Here is a 14,761-nt window from a genome sequence, read left to right on the forward strand (position 1 = left end):
AGGTCAGTCCTTCTCTTTGATGTCGGGACCGGCGCCGCCGCCGTGGCTGTCGCCAGCCTTCATGGTGTGGGCGAGGACGGTCGCGCCGTGGCTGACGGCCTGGCGGCGTTTCATCGCGGCGGCCCATTCAGGCTGGGCGGATGCGCCGGCCGACGCGGAACCGCCAGCGGTTGCAGCCGCCGGGGCGGCGGATGCCGGCCCGCCGGTGATCGTGCCGCCGGTTGCGGTGAATCCGGCACGGGCGCCGGAGCGGAAATTGGACTTGATCGCCTCGCCGCCCTTGGCGGCCGCCTTGCGCAAGGGCGAAAGGACGGCGTTCGCCGCGCTTCCCGCCGCCGCTTGGCCGACAGCGGCCATGCCGCCCGCAACAGCGCCTGCACCGCTCTTGCCGAACGAGCCGAGGCTGTAGGCGCTGGTGGCACCGCCTGCCATCTGAGCGCCACCACGCGCGGCGGCGCCGGTCATCCGGCCGGCCGCACCGACTGCGGACCCGGCCGCGCCCACGCCAAGGCGTGCGGCGGCGGCGCCTCCGATCAGCGCGCCGCCTGCCGCCAGCGCGGTCCCGGCCGCCGTACCCGCGCCGAGCTGCGGGCCGCCCGAGACGATGCCGTTCGCAATGCTGGGGCCGAAGATCGACAGGCCCAGCAGCGACAGCGCGGCAAGCGCGATGGCCATGACCTGATTGATGTCGGGCGCGGGGCCGAGGGCAGCGCCGGTGAACTGGCTGAACAAGGTGGTGCCGATGCCGGTGATGACGGCGAGCACCAGCACCTTGATGCCGGTCGAGACGACATGGCCCAGCACCTTCTCGGCCATGAAGGCGGTCTTGTTGAAGAAGGCGAAGGGCAGCAGGACGAAGCCGGCCAGCGTCACCAGCTTGAACTCGATCAGCGTGATGAAGACCTGCACGGCGATGATGAAGAAGGCGAGCACCACGATCACCCAGGCGAGCAGCAGCACGAGGATCAGCGCGAGGTTGGAGAACACGGCCCAAAGGCTGGAGAACTGGCCCGCCGCATCGAGCAGCGGCTTGGCGGCTTCGAGCCCCTTCGCCGCGATCGTGCCGGGCTTCATGAACTCGTCGATCGTCATCGCCCCGCCGCTGGCCTGGAGGCCGAGCCCGGCGAAGCTCTCGAACACGATGGTCGCGAGCAGCGAGAAATTGCCGATGATGAAAGCGAAGGTGCCGATGTAGAGCGTCTTCTTGACGAGGCGCTGAAGCACGTCCTCGTCCGCGCCCCAGGCCCAGAACAGGCCGGCGAGCGTTACGTCGATGGCGATCAGCGTGGTCGAGAGGAACGCGACCTCGCCGCCGAGCAGGCCGAAGCCTGAGTCGATGTAGCCGGTGAAGATGTTGAGGAAATTGTCGATAACGCCGGTGTCGTTCATGGCCGGGTGCCTTCATCCGGCGCCGTGTCGCTGCCGCGCTCGATCTCGGGCGGGGGCTCGTCCTGGCGGAAGAAGCGGCGGCGGTTGACGGCCCAGGCCGCCTCGCAGCCACTATCCGGCTTGGTGAGCGAGGCGCAGCGATCCAGCTCGCGGGCGAGCCTGGCCTGGCCTTCGTCCGCCGGCAGGAAGAGCGGGGGCGCGGGCGCAGGCTCATCGGGCTGGACGGCGGCGACGATCGCCACCGTCATCATCAGCCCGGCCAGCGCCGCCACCCCTGCGATCTTCGCCGTGCGCGACATCGGGCGTCTCAGTTGCCCATGAAGCGGCGGAACCGCTCGCGCCCTTCGGCCTCCTCGGCCGCCTGGCGGGCGGATTGCAGCGCCTGCGCCCGGCCCTGCGCCGCGACCGCGGCGGTGAGGTCGGCGAGCTGCTGCGATTGCAGCGCGAGGAGCTCGTTGCCCGCCTGCGTCGCCTGGAGCGCGCCGGTCGCCGACTGGCTGGCCGAGACCAGGCTGTACATCGTCGTGCGGGCGCCTTCGATGTTGCCGACGACGCCGGCCTGCACCTGCAAGGCATCCTGAAAGGCGCCGACGCTATCCTCCCAGCGGGCATTGGCGTTGGCGACCATCTGCGCGTGGGTGCCGGTGAGCGCCGCGCCCTTGTAGCGGCCGTTGAACACCTGCTGGACGTTCTGCACGTCATAAGCGATGCGCTGCGCCTCGCCGAGAAGCTGCTGGGTGCGCTGCACCTGCTGCTGCAACTGCTGGAGCGAGCTGAACGGCAGCGAAGCCAGGTTGCGCGCCTCGTTGACGAGACTGGTCGCCTGCTGCTGGATTTGCTGAATCTGGTTGTTGACCTGCTGGAGCGACCGCGCGGCCGTCAGCACGTTCTGCGCATAATTGGTCGGGTCATAGACGATCCCGCCGAACTGAGCGTGCGCCGGCGTGGCGGCGGTGATGCCGATCATGCTCGATGTGGCGATGGCGCCGGCCAGCATGGCGCGGCGCAGGATATTGGGTTTCATGGGGTCGTGTCCTTCAAGGCAAGGGGGAGCTGGCCGGCATCTTCCCGGCGACCGGCCAGCGGATCGAGTTGGGGTTCGGGAAGAAGATCGACCGCCCAGGCCAGGCCGCGATGGCGCAGCCATTCGGCGGCGAAGCGCTCGCGGCCGTGGGTCTCGACCAGTTCGGCGATGCGGAGCTGATCGGTCTTGGAAGACGCGGCGGCGAAGGCCAACGCGACCTCGCCTAGCCCCAGCTCGAACAGCCGGTTGCCGCGCCGCGACTGGCAGTAATAGTCGCGCTTGGGCGTGGCCCGGCTGAGGATTTCGATCTGGCGAGCGTTGAGGCCGAACCGTTCGTAGATGGCGGCGATCTGCGGCTCGGCGGCGCGCTCGTTCGGCAGGAAGATGCGCGTCGGGCAGCTCTCGATGATGGCCGGCGCGATGTTAGAGGTTTCGATGTCGGCCAGGCTCTGCGTGGCGAAAACGACGCTGGCGTTCTTCTTCCGCAAGGTCTTAAGCCATTCGCGGAGCTGGGCTGCGAAGTCGGGGGTGTCGAGAACCAGCCAGCCCTCGTCGATGATGATGAGCGTCGGCGAGCCGTCCAGCCGGCCTTCGATCCGGTGGAACAGGTAGGACAGGACGGAGGCGGCTGATCCGCCGCCAACCAGGCCCTCCGTCTCGAACGCCTGCACCGACGCTTCGCCGAGCCGTTCGACCTCGGCATCGAGCAGCCGGCCCCACGGTCCACCAAGGCAATAGGGGGCGAGCGCCTGCTTGAGCTGCTGGCTCTGGAGCAGAACCGCGAGCCCGGTCAGCGTGCGTTCCGGCACGGGCGCACTGGCAAGGGAGCCGAGCGCCGACCACAGATGCTCCTTGGCCTGCGGATCGACGGGGACGCCTTCGCTGGCGAGGATCGCCGCCAGCCATTCGGCCGCCCATGCGCGCTCGGCCGGATCGTCGATACGGGCGAGCGGCTGTAGCTGGACGCTGCCGTCGCCGTCGTCGGACAGCCCGAGATCCTGCCAGTCTCCGCCCGCCGCCAGCGTGGCGGCGCGGATCGAGCCACCGAAGTCGAACGCGAAGACCTGGGCGTTCTCGTAGCGGCGGAACTGCATCGCCATTAGCGCGAGCAGCACCGACTTGCCCGCGCCGGTCGGGCCGACGATCAGCGTGTGGCCGACATCGCTGCCATCGGGGTGAAGGGAAAACCGGAACGGGGTCGAGCCTTCGGTCCTGCCATAGAGCAAGGGGGGTTGTCCGAAGTGCTCGTCCCGTTCCGGCCCCGCCCATACTGCTGACAGGGGGATCAGATGGGCGAGATTGATGGTGGAGATCGGCGGTTGCCGGACGTTGGCGTAGGTGTGGCCGGGCAGGCTCCCCAGCCATGCCTCGATCGCGTTCATCCCCTCGGGGATCACGGTGAAGTCGCGGCCCTGGATGACCTTCTCGACCAGCCGCAGCTTCTCGGCCGCAATGGCGGGATCGCCGTCCCACACCGTCACCGTCGCGGTGACATAGGCCATGCCGGCATAGTCGGAGCCCAGCTCTTGCAAGGCGGTGTCGGCGTCGGCGGCCTTGTTCGAGGCGTCGCTGTCGAGCAGCGTGGACGCCTCGTTGGTCATGACTTCCTTGAGGATGGCCGCGACCGATTTGCGCTTGGCGAACCATTGCCGCCTGATCCTGGTCAGCAGCTTGGTCGCGTCGGTCTTGTCGAGCATCAGCGCGCGGGTGGACCAGCGATACTCGAAGGCGAGCCGGTTCAGCTCGTCGAGCAGGCCGGGGAAGGTCACGCTCGGGAAGCCGACGATGGTGAGCGTGCGCAGATGGTGCTCGCCGAGCTTCGGTTCGAGCCCGCCGGTCAGCGGCTCGTCGGCGAGTAGCGCGTCGAGGTGCATCGGAGTTTCCGGCACGCGCACGCGCTGGCGGCGGGTTGAGATGGTGCTGTGCAGGTAGGTCAGCGTCTCGCCGTCATCGAGCCAGCGGACCTCGGGCACGAAGCCCTCGACCAGATTGAGAACGCGGTCGCTGCGGTCGGCGAAGCCCTTGAGCAGTTCCCACGGATCGACGCCGCTGGTGGACCGGCCCTCGTAGAGCCACCCTTCCGCGCGCGCCGCTTCCTCGGCCGGCGGCATCCACAGCAGGGTGAGATAATAGGCGCTCTCGAAATGCGCGCCTTCCTCGCGGAACTGTTCGCGGCGCTCCATGTCCACGAGCGCCGAGACCGAATCGGGAAAATCGGAATCGGGGTAGTCGAGCGCGGGACTGCGCTGCGCCTCGACAAAGATCGCCCAGCCCGAGCCGAGACGCCGGAGCGCGTTGTTGAGCCGCGCGGTGGTGGCGACCAGCTCGGCGGGTGTGGCGCTGTCGAGATCGGGGCCACGGAAACGCGCCGTGCGCTGAAAGCTGCCGTCCTTGTTGAGAACGACGCCCTCGCCGACCAGCGCGGCCCAGGGCAGGAAGTCGGCCAGGTGGGCGGCGCGATTCCTGTATTCGCGCAGGCCCATCATGGCCGCATCCACGCCGGATAGCGGAGGTGCCGCCGGGCCACGTCCACGAACTGCGGATCACGGCGCGCGGCCCAAACCGACAACGCATGACCGATTGCCCAAATCGCCAGCCCGGCGATCCAGAGGCGAAGGCCGAGGCCGATCGCGCCGGCGAGCGTGCCGTTGACGATGGCGAGCGAGCGCGGGGCGCCGCCGAGCAGGATCGGCTCGGTCAGCGCCCGATGGACCGGCGCATAGAAGCCGGCGATCGGCTCGACGGGATCGGCCGCGCCCGTCATGCGATCAGCGCCCCGCCGCCGAACGAGAAGAACGACAAAAAGAAGCTCGACGCGGCGAAGGCGATCGACAGGCCGAAGACGATCTGGATCAGCCGGCGAAAGCCGCCCGAGGTGTCGCCGAAGGCCAAGGTGAGGCCGGTCACGATGATGATGATGACCGCGATGATCTTCGCGACCGGCCCCTCGATGCTTTCGAGGATGGATTGCAGCGGGGCTTCCCACGGCATCGACGACCCGCCCGCGTGGGCGGGCGCCGAGATGGTGAGCGCGATGACGCTGGCGGTGGCGGCGAGCATGGCGCGGCGTGCGCCATGCCGAAGGGCATGGATCATGGTGCGTCTCCGAGGTTGGGGGGTGCGAGGGGGGTCAGGCGGTAATCGCCGGTCTCGGCGTCGATCCCCTCGACGCGAGCCAGCTCGGCGAGGCGGCGACCGTGCCCGTCGCGAACCAGCACGGCGATCAGGTCGATGGTCTCGGCGAGCAGCGCGCGGGGAACCGTGACGACGGCCTCCTGAATGAGCTGCTCCATGCGGCGCAGCGCCCCGAGCGCGGTCCCGGCGTGGATGGTGCCGATGCCGCCGGGGTGGCCGGTGCCCCAGGCTTTGAGGAGGTCGAGCGCCTCGGCGCCGCGCACCTCGCCGATGGGGATGCGGTCGGGGCGCAGCCGCAGGCTGGACCGCACGAGATCGGACAGCGTGACGACGCCATCCTTGGTCCGCATGGCGACGAGGTTCGGCGCGGCGCACTGAAGCTCGCGCGTGTCTTCGATCAGGACGATGCGGTCGGTGGTCTTGGCGACTTCGGCCAGGAGCGCATTGACCAGCGTGGTCTTGCCGCTGCCGGTCCCGCCTGCCACGAGGATGTTGGCGCGGGCGGCGACGCCATCACGCAGCGCCGCGGCCTCGGCCGGCGACATGATCCCGGCCGCCGCGTATTCATCGAGCGTGAAGACGGCGACGGCGGGCTTGCGGATCGCGAAGGCGGGCGCGACGACGACGGGGGGCAGCAACCCCTCGAACCGCTCCCCTCCTTCGGGCAGCTCGGCCGAGACGCGCGGGGACCGGGCATGAACCTCGACGCCGACATGGTGCGCGACCAAGCGAACGATGCGCTCGCCGTCCGCGGCGGCCAGCTTCATGCCGGTGTCGCTGATGCCTTCGCCGAGCCGATCGACCCACAGCCGGCCGTCCGGGTTCAGCATCACCTCGATGACGGCGGCATCGTCGAGCCAGGCCGCGATCGACGGGCCGAGCGCCGTGCGCAGCATCCGCGCGCCGCGTGTCTTCGCCTCGGAACGGATCGGATGGACGGTCAAAAAAAAGCCCCTGATGAGGGCCGGGCGAGCCGCCGCCCGGCGTCAGGGGCACATCAAGAGAGGCAGAAAAGACCGTGCTTCAATAAGTAAATGTGGTCGTCGTAGTCTGGCGTAGAGATACAAGAACTGGCGTAGTCAGCTCATTCTTCTTGGAGCGGAAAGTCCTCGCCAATTTCTTGCCTGACCTTCGAACCCTTCGCGAGTCGGCGGCCGAGCGCATCCATGAAGGCGTCGTAGCGGTCGCCGCCCTGGCGACGCATCGCGGCCCGCTCGCTCTCGGGCGGCGGCGGAGTGTTCGACAGCCAGAAGCGCACGAACAGCGCGATCATCTCGACACCGATCCCCGTGTCGCGCTCCAGCCGGGTGATGCGGCGGTCCAGCTTGTCGAGACGCTTGGCGATGGCGGCCTCGCGCTGCTCGTCGGCGTCGGGCGACAGGAAGGATGCGATGGCCGCCTCGGCGATCAGCGACCGGGACTTGTCCCTGCGGTCGGCATAGGCGGCGAGCGCGCGCATCAGCTCGGGGTCAAGATAGACCGACAGCGGCGTCTTGGTGCTCATAGCTCGATGCCGTCCTCGGGATCGAGCGACGCCTGCCGGGCCACGCGCTGCATCTGGCGGCGCACCGTCGCCTGCCGCGCCGCATCGCTATCGGGGTCCGGCTCGTCCAGCTCGAACTCGTTGGCGGGCGCGGGCCGGGGCGTCGGCGCGATGTCGATGTGGGGCTCCAGCGCCGGCTCGCGGCGCAGGTCCCCGTTCGCGGCATCGTCCTCAGCACCCGCCTTCTTGGCGGCCTTTTTCTTCATCGGCTTCTTGGGCGATTCATGCTCGATCGGCTCGGGCATCGGCGGCGCCTCGATCGGCGCCAGGCCGCTCCAGTCGTCGGGGCGCGGCGGGCCGCCTCCGACATTCATGTCAGGCGGCGACATCACCCGCTGCGTGAACCGCCGGTCCTTGAAGTAGCGGGCCTTCTTTGCCCGGATCGGCGGGATGCCCGCGACCATGACGATCTCGTCGTCGGGCGGTAGCTGCATGATCTCGCCGGGGGTGAGGAGTTGGCGGGCGGTCTCAGAGCGCGACACCATCAAATGCCCGAGCCAGGGCGAAAGCCGGTGGCCGGCGTAGTTCTTCATCGCCCGCATCTCGGTCGCGGTGCCGAGCGCGTCCGAGATGCGCTTGGCGGTGCGCTCGTCGTTGGTGGCGAAGCTCACGCGCACATGGCAATTGTCGAGGATCGCGTTGTTCGGCCCGTAAGCCTTCTCGATCTGGTTGAGGCTCTGGGCGATGAGGAAGCTCTGGATGCCGTAGCCGGCCATGAACGCCAGCGCGCTCTCGAAGAAGTCGAGTCGGCCGAGCGCCGGAAACTCGTCGAGCATCAACAGCAGCCGGTGGCGCGATTGCCGCGCCTTCAGGTCCTCAGTGAGCCGGCGCCCGATCTGGTTGAGGATGAGGCGAATGAGCGGCTTGGTGCGTGAGATGTCGCTGGGCGGCACGACGAGGTAGAGCGTGACCGGCAGCTCGCCCTCGACCAGATCCTTGATGCGCCATTCGCAGGTGCGCGTGACCTGCGCGACGACGGGATCGCGATAGAGGCCGAGGAACGACATGGCGGTCGAGAGCACGCCCGATCGCTCGTTGGCCGATTTGTTGAGCAGCTCGCGCGCGGCCGAGGCGACGACGGGATGGACGCCGGCCTCCCCCAAATGCGGCGTCGTCATCATCGCCCATAGCGTGCTCTCGATCGGGCGGCGGGGATCGGACAGGAAGGCGGCGACGCCCGCCAGCGTCTTGTCGGCCTCGGCGTAGAGGACATGGAGGATCGTGCCGACCAGTAGGGCATGGGAGGTCTTCTCCCAGTGGTTGCGCTTCTCCAGCGAACCTTCCGGGTCCACCAGCACGTCGGCGACGTTCTGCACGTCGCGCACTTCCCAGGCGCCCTTGCGGATTTCGAGCAGGGGGTTGTAGGCGGCCGACGCGCCGTTGGTCGGATCGAACAGCAGCACCCGCGCGTGCCGGGCGCGAAAGCCGGCGGTGAGCTGCCAATTCTCGCCCTTGATGTCATGCACGATCGCCGAGCCCGGCCAGGTGAGCAGCGTCGGCACGACCAGGCCGACGCCCTTGCCGCTCCGGGTCGGCGCGAAGCACAGCACATGCTCGGGGCCGTCGTGGCGCAGGTAGTCGCGCCCGAGCCGACCGAGCATGACGCCGCTGTCGCCCAGCAGCCCAGCGGCGGCGATCTCCCCGCGCGTCGCCCAGCGCGCCGAGCCATAGGTCTCGGCGTTCTTCAGCTCGCGCGCACGCCAGACCGACATGCCGATGGCGACGACGATCGCGGCGAACCCGCCCGACACAGCGATGAACGCGCCGGTCTGGAATATCTCCGGCGCGTAGGCGTCAAACGAAAACCACCACCAGAAGAAGGCCGGCGGCGGATAGATCGGCCAGTCGCCGAGCATGAACCAGGGCGCCCCAAGCTGGGGCTGATAGGCGAGCGCTGCGGCCGTCCATTGCGTCGCGGCCCAAATGGCTGCGAGCACGATCAGGAAGACCGTGAAGACCTGACCCCAAAGGATTTTGGTTGCCGACATGGCACCGAGGTCGATGCGTACCGGACATCAAATCAAGTCACTGTTATTGTTGAGGGAAGTCTAGCGTAGAAATACAGGGAGTAGCGTAGTTTAGTCTGCTATGTTTTCGACGGTGATCGATTGAACGGTCCCGTATGTCGCGCGCTATCAGAGCGGACAGATCGAGAACAAGGTGCTTTACCAACCAGAATGGGTATGATACCCGATCCAAGTTCGGGCATCATACCCGAACCGGAGAAAAATGGTGCGTCTAATCGGATCGCGGGATGTCCTGAAGCTGACCGGGCTTTCGGCTGATCAGCTGCGCGAATGGACCGTGCGGCGCAGGCTCATTCATCCGGACGTCCCGGCATCACGCCAGGGTCAGCAGGCTCAATTCGGCTGGCAGACAGTGCTGTTGCTCCGGCTCGCCGTCGTTATGCGCAGCCGGTTCCATGTCGAACTCCAAGTCCATCGCGACCTGCTGCTTCGCGCACGCGAGCTATTGAACGGCCGGTCCTTTCCGGGCCTGTGGAACCACCGGCTCGTTATCTTTGGACTCGATAGCTGTGCGCTGCTCGGTGGTAGCGATCCGTTGCCGGCCGACCAGGATGCAATCCTGCTTCGGCTCAACGCCCATCTTGAGGCGCTGTCGCAGGGCTTCGGCGTCTCCGAGCCGATCGCGCAACTCCCTCTCTTTCCGGCGGTGGGATTGCGCCGAAGCGAAGCGCCGGCTGACGCAGAGGGCGGCATCATGCTGCGCACTGCCGAAGGTGACGCGGCGTGACCGCGCTCGCCAGAATCGAAGCGGGACTGCGTGCGATCGGCTATCGACCGGAATCGCTCATCCACGACTATAGCTTCGCCGATGTGCTGTCGGAGGCGGGCGAGGAACAGTGCGTCGCACTTGCCGCGTTCACACAAGTTCCCGAATCCTATCGCTCGGCCGCCTTTGGCGTGATTACCGGCACGCACGATGCGGACGCCGTGCTACGCCGCCGGGCGCTCGGTGCGCCGATCTTGTTCTCGATCAGCCCTGAAGATGTCGGGGTCTGGCGGGTCGGCGCGGAAGGCAAGCCACGTCTGAGCGAACGGGTTCCGCTCGACCAGCTGGACGCGCTGTTCGAGCGCAATGCCGACAATTGGAACCCACACGCGGTTCACCGCGCCAAGTCGCTGGCCCAGACCCAGACGGCCTATCAGCTCGACTTCGTCGATCTGGGACTGATGCCGGCGATCGAACATGAGATCGAAGTGAAGCTCGATCGGCTGCTCGGCGAAGTCATTGCCCAACTGCTGTCCGGGATCGACGATCCGCAACGCGAAGAAGCGGTTTTCCGCACCACCTTCAGGCTCCTTGCCGCCAAAATCCTGATCGATCGCCAGCATCCTGACGCGACATCATGGACCCATGCGCCGGTGCGCGATGTGCTCGCCGGCATCGAGACCTATTATCATCTCGATCATATGCTGCGGCCCGCGGTCGATGCCCTTCCGTCGTCGGCCGTGGAGACTGCATGGACGACGCTTCGCGGCGCCATCACCTTCCGGAACATTTCGTCGGACAGTTTGGCATTCGTTTACGAAAACACGCTGGTGACGGCTGACACGCGCAAACGCTTCGGCACGCACTCTACCCCCAGACAAGTGGCTGAATATGTCGTTGGCCAACTCGATCTCGGCCGCTTCGATCTTGAGGACATAACGATCTACGAGCCGTTCGCTGGCGCGGGTATGTTCCTCGTCGCGGCACTGCGGCACCTGCGCGATCAGCTTCCCGATACGCTCACCGGCGAGGAGCGGCACGCTTTTCTCGTCAAGCGGATCAGCGGTGCGGAACTCGACAGCTTCGCCTGTGAAGTCGCGACGCTATCGCTGATCCTTGCTGATTACCCCAACGCAAATGGCTGGAAAATCGCATCCAAGGACTTGTTCGAGAAAGACGCGCTTCGAGCAGATGCCGCTGGCAAGCGCATCGTCCTGTGCAACCCACCCTGGGAGGACTTCGACAGCGAAGAGCGCCAGCGCTATCCCGAGATGGCGGCAAAGTCGTTCTCGAAGCCGATGGCGGTGCTGCGGACGCTCATCGAAGCCAAGCCCCAAGCGCTGGGTTTCGTTTTGCCGCAAGGCTTTCTCCGCCAGAAGCAATATGGCGAACTGCGCCAGCTGCTCGCTGACACATATGACCGGATCGAGCTGACATCGCTTCCTGACCGCATCTTTCAGCGTGCCGGGCTGGAGGCGGCCGTGATCATCGCCACCGGCCAGCGCGACGCTGATGCGAAGAATCTTCCGAGCCAGTTGCGCTCCGTCGAAGTCACCGACCGAGGCCGTCCGGATTTTCTCATGACGGGTAAGGTCACCACCGAGCGCCGCCGCACCAAGCTGGTATGTTCGGGGGACCTTTGGATTGGTGCGCTCGACGAGGTCTGGGAATATCTGGCGGACTATCCCGTGCTTGGTGGTCAAGCCGAAGTTCATCGCGGCCTTCAGTGGATCAGCCAGTCTGCCGGCTGGAGCGCAGTTCCTCGGGAGGGCTTTGCCAGAGGAATTTTCAAGCCCGCGGACTCGCTTCTTCAATTTAGTATCACCACGACCGGCTTCGTCGATATGCGCGAGGAATCCGCATATCGGTTCGGTCCACTCACGCGCGCCTGGGACAAACCCAAAATACTGGTCAACGTGGCGCGCCGGTCGCGTGGCCCCTGGCGGCTGGATGGCGCGCTAGACGCGAGCGGGCTCGTGCCGTCGCAGGCGTTCTTTGGCATCTGGCCGACCACATCAGACCTGCCAGTGGAAGCGATCGAAGCGCTGATCAACAGCCCGCTGGCGAGCGCCTTCGTCCTCGAGCGGGCCTCGAACCAGCATCTCACCAATGTTGTTATGAAGCAGCTGCCGTTGCCAAAGCGGGGCGCGCTTGGTGACGTGGTCGCCGCAGTGTGGCGCTACCGCGACGCGCTTGGCGCCGCCGCAGCCCATGCGCTACGCACGCCCGAGATCGACGAGCGGTTGGAAGGGTTGCTGATCGATATCGACGCGCAGCTCTTGAAGGCCTTCGATCTGCCTCCTCGTCTGGAGCGACGATTGCTCGAAGCGTTTCGTGGACATGAAGCTGAACGGCGTGTCGCACATACCTTCAAGGGCTGGTTCCCAGAGGACTTTACCGCCTACCTCCCGCTGCACGAATATGTCGGCCCGCTGCTACGCGAAAACACTGGCGCCTGGGCGCTCGACGTCTTCACGCCGGCACCGGAGCACGAGGTTGAGCGGCTCAGGCGCTACGTCCAGTAGCGGATGGACACCTATCTGCTCGATACGAACCTTGTGTCCGTGCTCTATGACGCGCGGAGGCCCAATCATATCGCCGTCCGCCAGGCAGTCGCCGACTTACCGGCGCAAGCCGCGCAGCTCGTATCGGTAGTAACGGTCGGCGAGCTCAGGTTCGGGTTAGCGCTCGCGCGCGCCGCAAGCCAGCCGCTCACGCACATTGAAGCGTGCCTCGTCAGCACCGAGGCACACCCGTTGGCCGAAGTCACACGGCACACGGCAGATGCCTTCGCGACCGTTAAATCGAGCGTCGCGCTGGCGCGGATCGACATCAGGCGCCGTATTCCACGCTGGGTCGAGGCCTGGACCGATCGTGTGAGCGGCCAGCTTCTGCAGATCGATGAGAATGATCTCTGGATTGCGGCACAAGCGCTTGAACGAAACTATGTCGTCGTCACCTCCGACCGGGATTTCACTCAAGTGATTGCGCCGGTGGTTCCGGACCTTCGCGTTCTTCTCGTCTGAGCGACTCCTTCTTTTGCTTCAGCTCGCTCTCGGCCCCAAACCCTTCCGCTAAAGGCCTAGCCCTCGGCCGCGCCCGAACGACCAATCTACCCCGCCGCCCGTACGCATGACGCCGGAGATGTGCTTGCCGATCTGGCGGTCGAGCGAGGGCGACCAGGGCACGAGCTGGAAGCTCAGGCCATTGTCGATCATGGCGAAGCGCCCCGAGGCGAGCGTGATCCGCTGGCGCACCGTGCCCGCGACATACTCCCCGGCCTTGGACGGCGCGTGCGGCTGGCCGATCTCGGCCGACAAGTCCTTGGCGGCCGCGTCCAGCTCGCGGCGGCGGAGCGTGTCGAGCAGGTTGCGCGCGAAGATGATCCGCTGTCCCTGCCGCCGCGCGAGCCCCTCGTCGGCGAGATGCTCGGCGCGGGCCTCCATCGCGGCGCGCACTTCGGTCCCGAACCCGCCGCCGAGATCATGGCCGTCGCCTGACAGGTTGCGCCGGTCGAGCCAGGTCGCACCCGGCGCGCGGACCTGCGCCTCAAGGTCCATGTCGGAGCGCACGGCCAGCGCCACCCGCTGCCGGCCTTTCCGGTCCTCGAAGCGGCGCAGCTCGACGATCGCGCCGGGCCGGCAATCGCCGGTCGCCTCGATGTCGGGAAGCTGGACATGGTGGGTGCGGCCGTCGATCCCGTCCACGATCGCATAGGCTTTGCCGGTCAGCTCGTCATGCAGGCCGCGATCGACCAGCCGGCCGATAACGGGCTGAGCGGGATCGGCGTCGAGGACATAGCTGCCGGCGCCCCGGTCGATGCCGCGGTCGCTCATCGCCTTGTGCATTCGCTTGATGATGTCGTCGCGCTCGCCGAGTTCGCGCAGCGCCGCCTGGGCATCGCCGGCCAACGTCCACTGGCCGGGCGCGATCTCGCTGGCGAGGCCGAGCCGCTCCAGCTTGCGCAGCCGTCCCATCCTCAGCACATGGTCGCCGTCCGGCCGGACGCTGGGCTCGGGCGCCATGTCGATCAGGCCGTTGCGCTGCATGGTCCGCGACAGGTCGCGGTCGATCTCGGTCCAGCGCTCGGCTTCGATCTGCCGCTCCAGCGATTGCCGGATTTCAAGGTCGGTGCGCGGGCCGAGTTCTTGGGTGACGATCTCGCGCGCCTGCGCCCGCATCCCTTCGCGGATATAGTCGCGCGAGATGATGAGGTTCTGCCCGTCCTCGCCGACGCCCCGCACTATGATGTGGATGTGGGGATTGTCGGTGTTCCAGTGCTCGACGGCCCGCCAGTCCAGGCGGGTGCCGAGATCCTTTTCCATGCGGGTCATCAGCTCGCGGGTGAAACCCTTGAGGTCGCGCATCTGCTCGGCATCCTCGGGCGAGACGATGAACCGGAAATGATGCCGGTCGTCCTCGCAGCGGGCGGCGAACTCGTTGCGGTCGAGGCCGTCTGCGTCGGCGCCGAACAGCACGCCCCGCTCGCCGTCGCGGGTGACGCCATCGCGTTGCAGGTAGTTGAGATGAGCCGCGAGCGAGGCGCGGCCGCCATGCCGGACCACGCGCGCCTTGACGATGACCTGGCGCGATCGGTGGCCGAGCCGATGGGTCGCGCGGACGCTCGCCACGCGGCCCCGACCGAAGGTCGAGCGGCCCGGCGCGACGATCTGGCCGCGGCGCGAGACATGGCCGCCGGCCCGCTGCGCGGCGGCGAGCGCTTGGACGATGATCGGCAGCGCCCGCTGGCTACCGCGCGAGCGGATACGGCCTGGCCGGAGGCGGAAATCGTCGTCGCGGCTCATGCCGGGACAGGCCGCAATGTGCGGCAAACCCTGCGCGCTGCTGGTTTCCAGCCAGCGCCGCACAGTGCGGGATTTCCGCACACATTGCGCAGCAATGCCCGAAAGCCTTGAGAATCAAGGCCACAACCGAGG

The 14,761-nt window shown here is 67.1% G+C and carries 13 protein-coding genes; 3 read left to right on the forward strand and 10 right to left on the reverse strand.

Annotated features, from left to right (window positions below):
- Window positions 1-3 precede the first annotated feature (3 nt).
- From trbL to ACIGGE_RS03865, 9 genes are all read right to left on the reverse strand, one after another.
- Window positions 4-1,389 (reverse strand): P-type conjugative transfer protein TrbL, encoded by a 1,386-nt coding sequence (gene trbL / locus ACIGGE_RS03825; protein ID WP_048938181.1) that lies wholly within the window; start codon window positions 1,387-1,389, stop codon window positions 4-6.
- A complete protein-coding gene (trbK-alt, locus tag ACIGGE_RS03830) occupies window positions 1,386-1,688 on the reverse strand; it encodes a putative entry exclusion protein TrbK-alt (RefSeq protein WP_017503599.1) in 303 nt (100 codons plus the stop codon). The genes trbL and trbK-alt overlap by 4 nt, the downstream gene beginning before the upstream one ends.
- Window positions 1,689-1,696: 8 nt before the next feature.
- Window positions 1,697-2,413, reverse strand: coding sequence for a P-type conjugative transfer protein TrbJ (trbJ, locus tag ACIGGE_RS03835; protein WP_017503598.1), 717 nt, complete (start codon window positions 2,411-2,413; stop codon window positions 1,697-1,699).
- Window positions 2,410-4,899 (reverse strand): conjugal transfer protein TrbE, encoded by a 2,490-nt coding sequence (gene trbE / locus ACIGGE_RS03840; RefSeq protein WP_282499692.1) that lies wholly within the window; start codon window positions 4,897-4,899, stop codon window positions 2,410-2,412. The genes trbJ and trbE overlap by 4 nt, the downstream gene beginning before the upstream one ends.
- Window positions 4,896-5,177: a VirB3 family type IV secretion system protein gene (locus ACIGGE_RS03845; protein ID WP_017503596.1), complete on the reverse strand. Its 282-nt coding sequence runs from the start codon at window positions 5,175-5,177 to the stop codon at window positions 4,896-4,898. Before ACIGGE_RS03845 ends, trbE begins: the two co-directional genes overlap by 4 nt.
- On the reverse strand, window positions 5,174-5,509 hold the full coding sequence (locus tag ACIGGE_RS03850; RefSeq protein ID WP_007406001.1) for a TrbC/VirB2 family protein: 336 nt from the start codon (window positions 5,507-5,509) through the stop codon (window positions 5,174-5,176). Before ACIGGE_RS03850 ends, ACIGGE_RS03845 begins: the two co-directional genes overlap by 4 nt.
- Window positions 5,506-6,492, reverse strand: coding sequence for a P-type conjugative transfer ATPase TrbB (gene trbB / locus ACIGGE_RS03855; RefSeq protein WP_048938180.1), 987 nt, complete (start codon window positions 6,490-6,492; stop codon window positions 5,506-5,508). Before trbB ends, ACIGGE_RS03850 begins: the two co-directional genes overlap by 4 nt.
- A 140-nt stretch (window positions 6,493-6,632) precedes the next feature.
- A complete protein-coding gene (locus ACIGGE_RS03860; RefSeq protein ID WP_017502704.1) occupies window positions 6,633-7,052 on the reverse strand; it encodes a CopG family ribbon-helix-helix protein in 420 nt (139 codons plus the stop codon).
- Entirely contained in the window at window positions 7,049-9,079 is a 2,031-nt protein-coding gene (locus tag ACIGGE_RS03865; protein ID WP_017502705.1) for a conjugal transfer protein TraG, read from the reverse strand. The genes ACIGGE_RS03860 and ACIGGE_RS03865 overlap by 4 nt, the downstream gene beginning before the upstream one ends.
- Before the next feature lie 241 nt (window positions 9,080-9,320).
- On the opposite strand from ACIGGE_RS03865, the gene ACIGGE_RS03870 reads away from it, so the two are divergent.
- The 3 genes from ACIGGE_RS03870 to ACIGGE_RS03880 are packed head-to-tail and all read left to right on the forward strand — an operon-like array spanning window position 9,321 to window position 12,850.
- Window positions 9,321-9,845 carry a hypothetical protein gene (locus ACIGGE_RS03870; RefSeq protein WP_017502706.1) on the forward strand — a complete coding sequence of 175 codons (525 nt, stop codon included), beginning with the start codon at window positions 9,321-9,323 and terminating at the stop codon, window positions 9,843-9,845.
- Window positions 9,842-12,349 (forward strand): N-6 DNA methylase, encoded by a 2,508-nt coding sequence (locus ACIGGE_RS03875; RefSeq protein WP_282499693.1) that lies wholly within the window; start codon window positions 9,842-9,844, stop codon window positions 12,347-12,349. Before ACIGGE_RS03870 ends, ACIGGE_RS03875 begins: the two co-directional genes overlap by 4 nt.
- A 3-nt stretch (window positions 12,350-12,352) precedes the next feature.
- Complete coding sequence (locus ACIGGE_RS03880) at window positions 12,353-12,850, forward strand: PIN domain-containing protein (protein WP_017502708.1); 498 nt, start codon at window positions 12,353-12,355, stop codon at window positions 12,848-12,850.
- Window positions 12,851-12,898: 48 nt separating this feature from the next.
- On the opposite strand, the gene ACIGGE_RS03885 is transcribed toward ACIGGE_RS03880, so the two are convergent.
- Window positions 12,899-14,629 carry a VirD2 family relaxase/mobilization nuclease gene (locus tag ACIGGE_RS03885; RefSeq protein WP_026109512.1) on the reverse strand — a complete coding sequence of 577 codons (1,731 nt, stop codon included), beginning with the start codon at window positions 14,627-14,629 and terminating at the stop codon, window positions 12,899-12,901.
- Window positions 14,630-14,761 lie beyond the last annotated feature (132 nt).

Source organism: Qipengyuania sp. NPDC077410, assembly GCF_044543405.1.
Lineage (GTDB): Bacteria > Pseudomonadota > Alphaproteobacteria > Sphingomonadales > Sphingomonadaceae > Qipengyuania > Qipengyuania pacifica.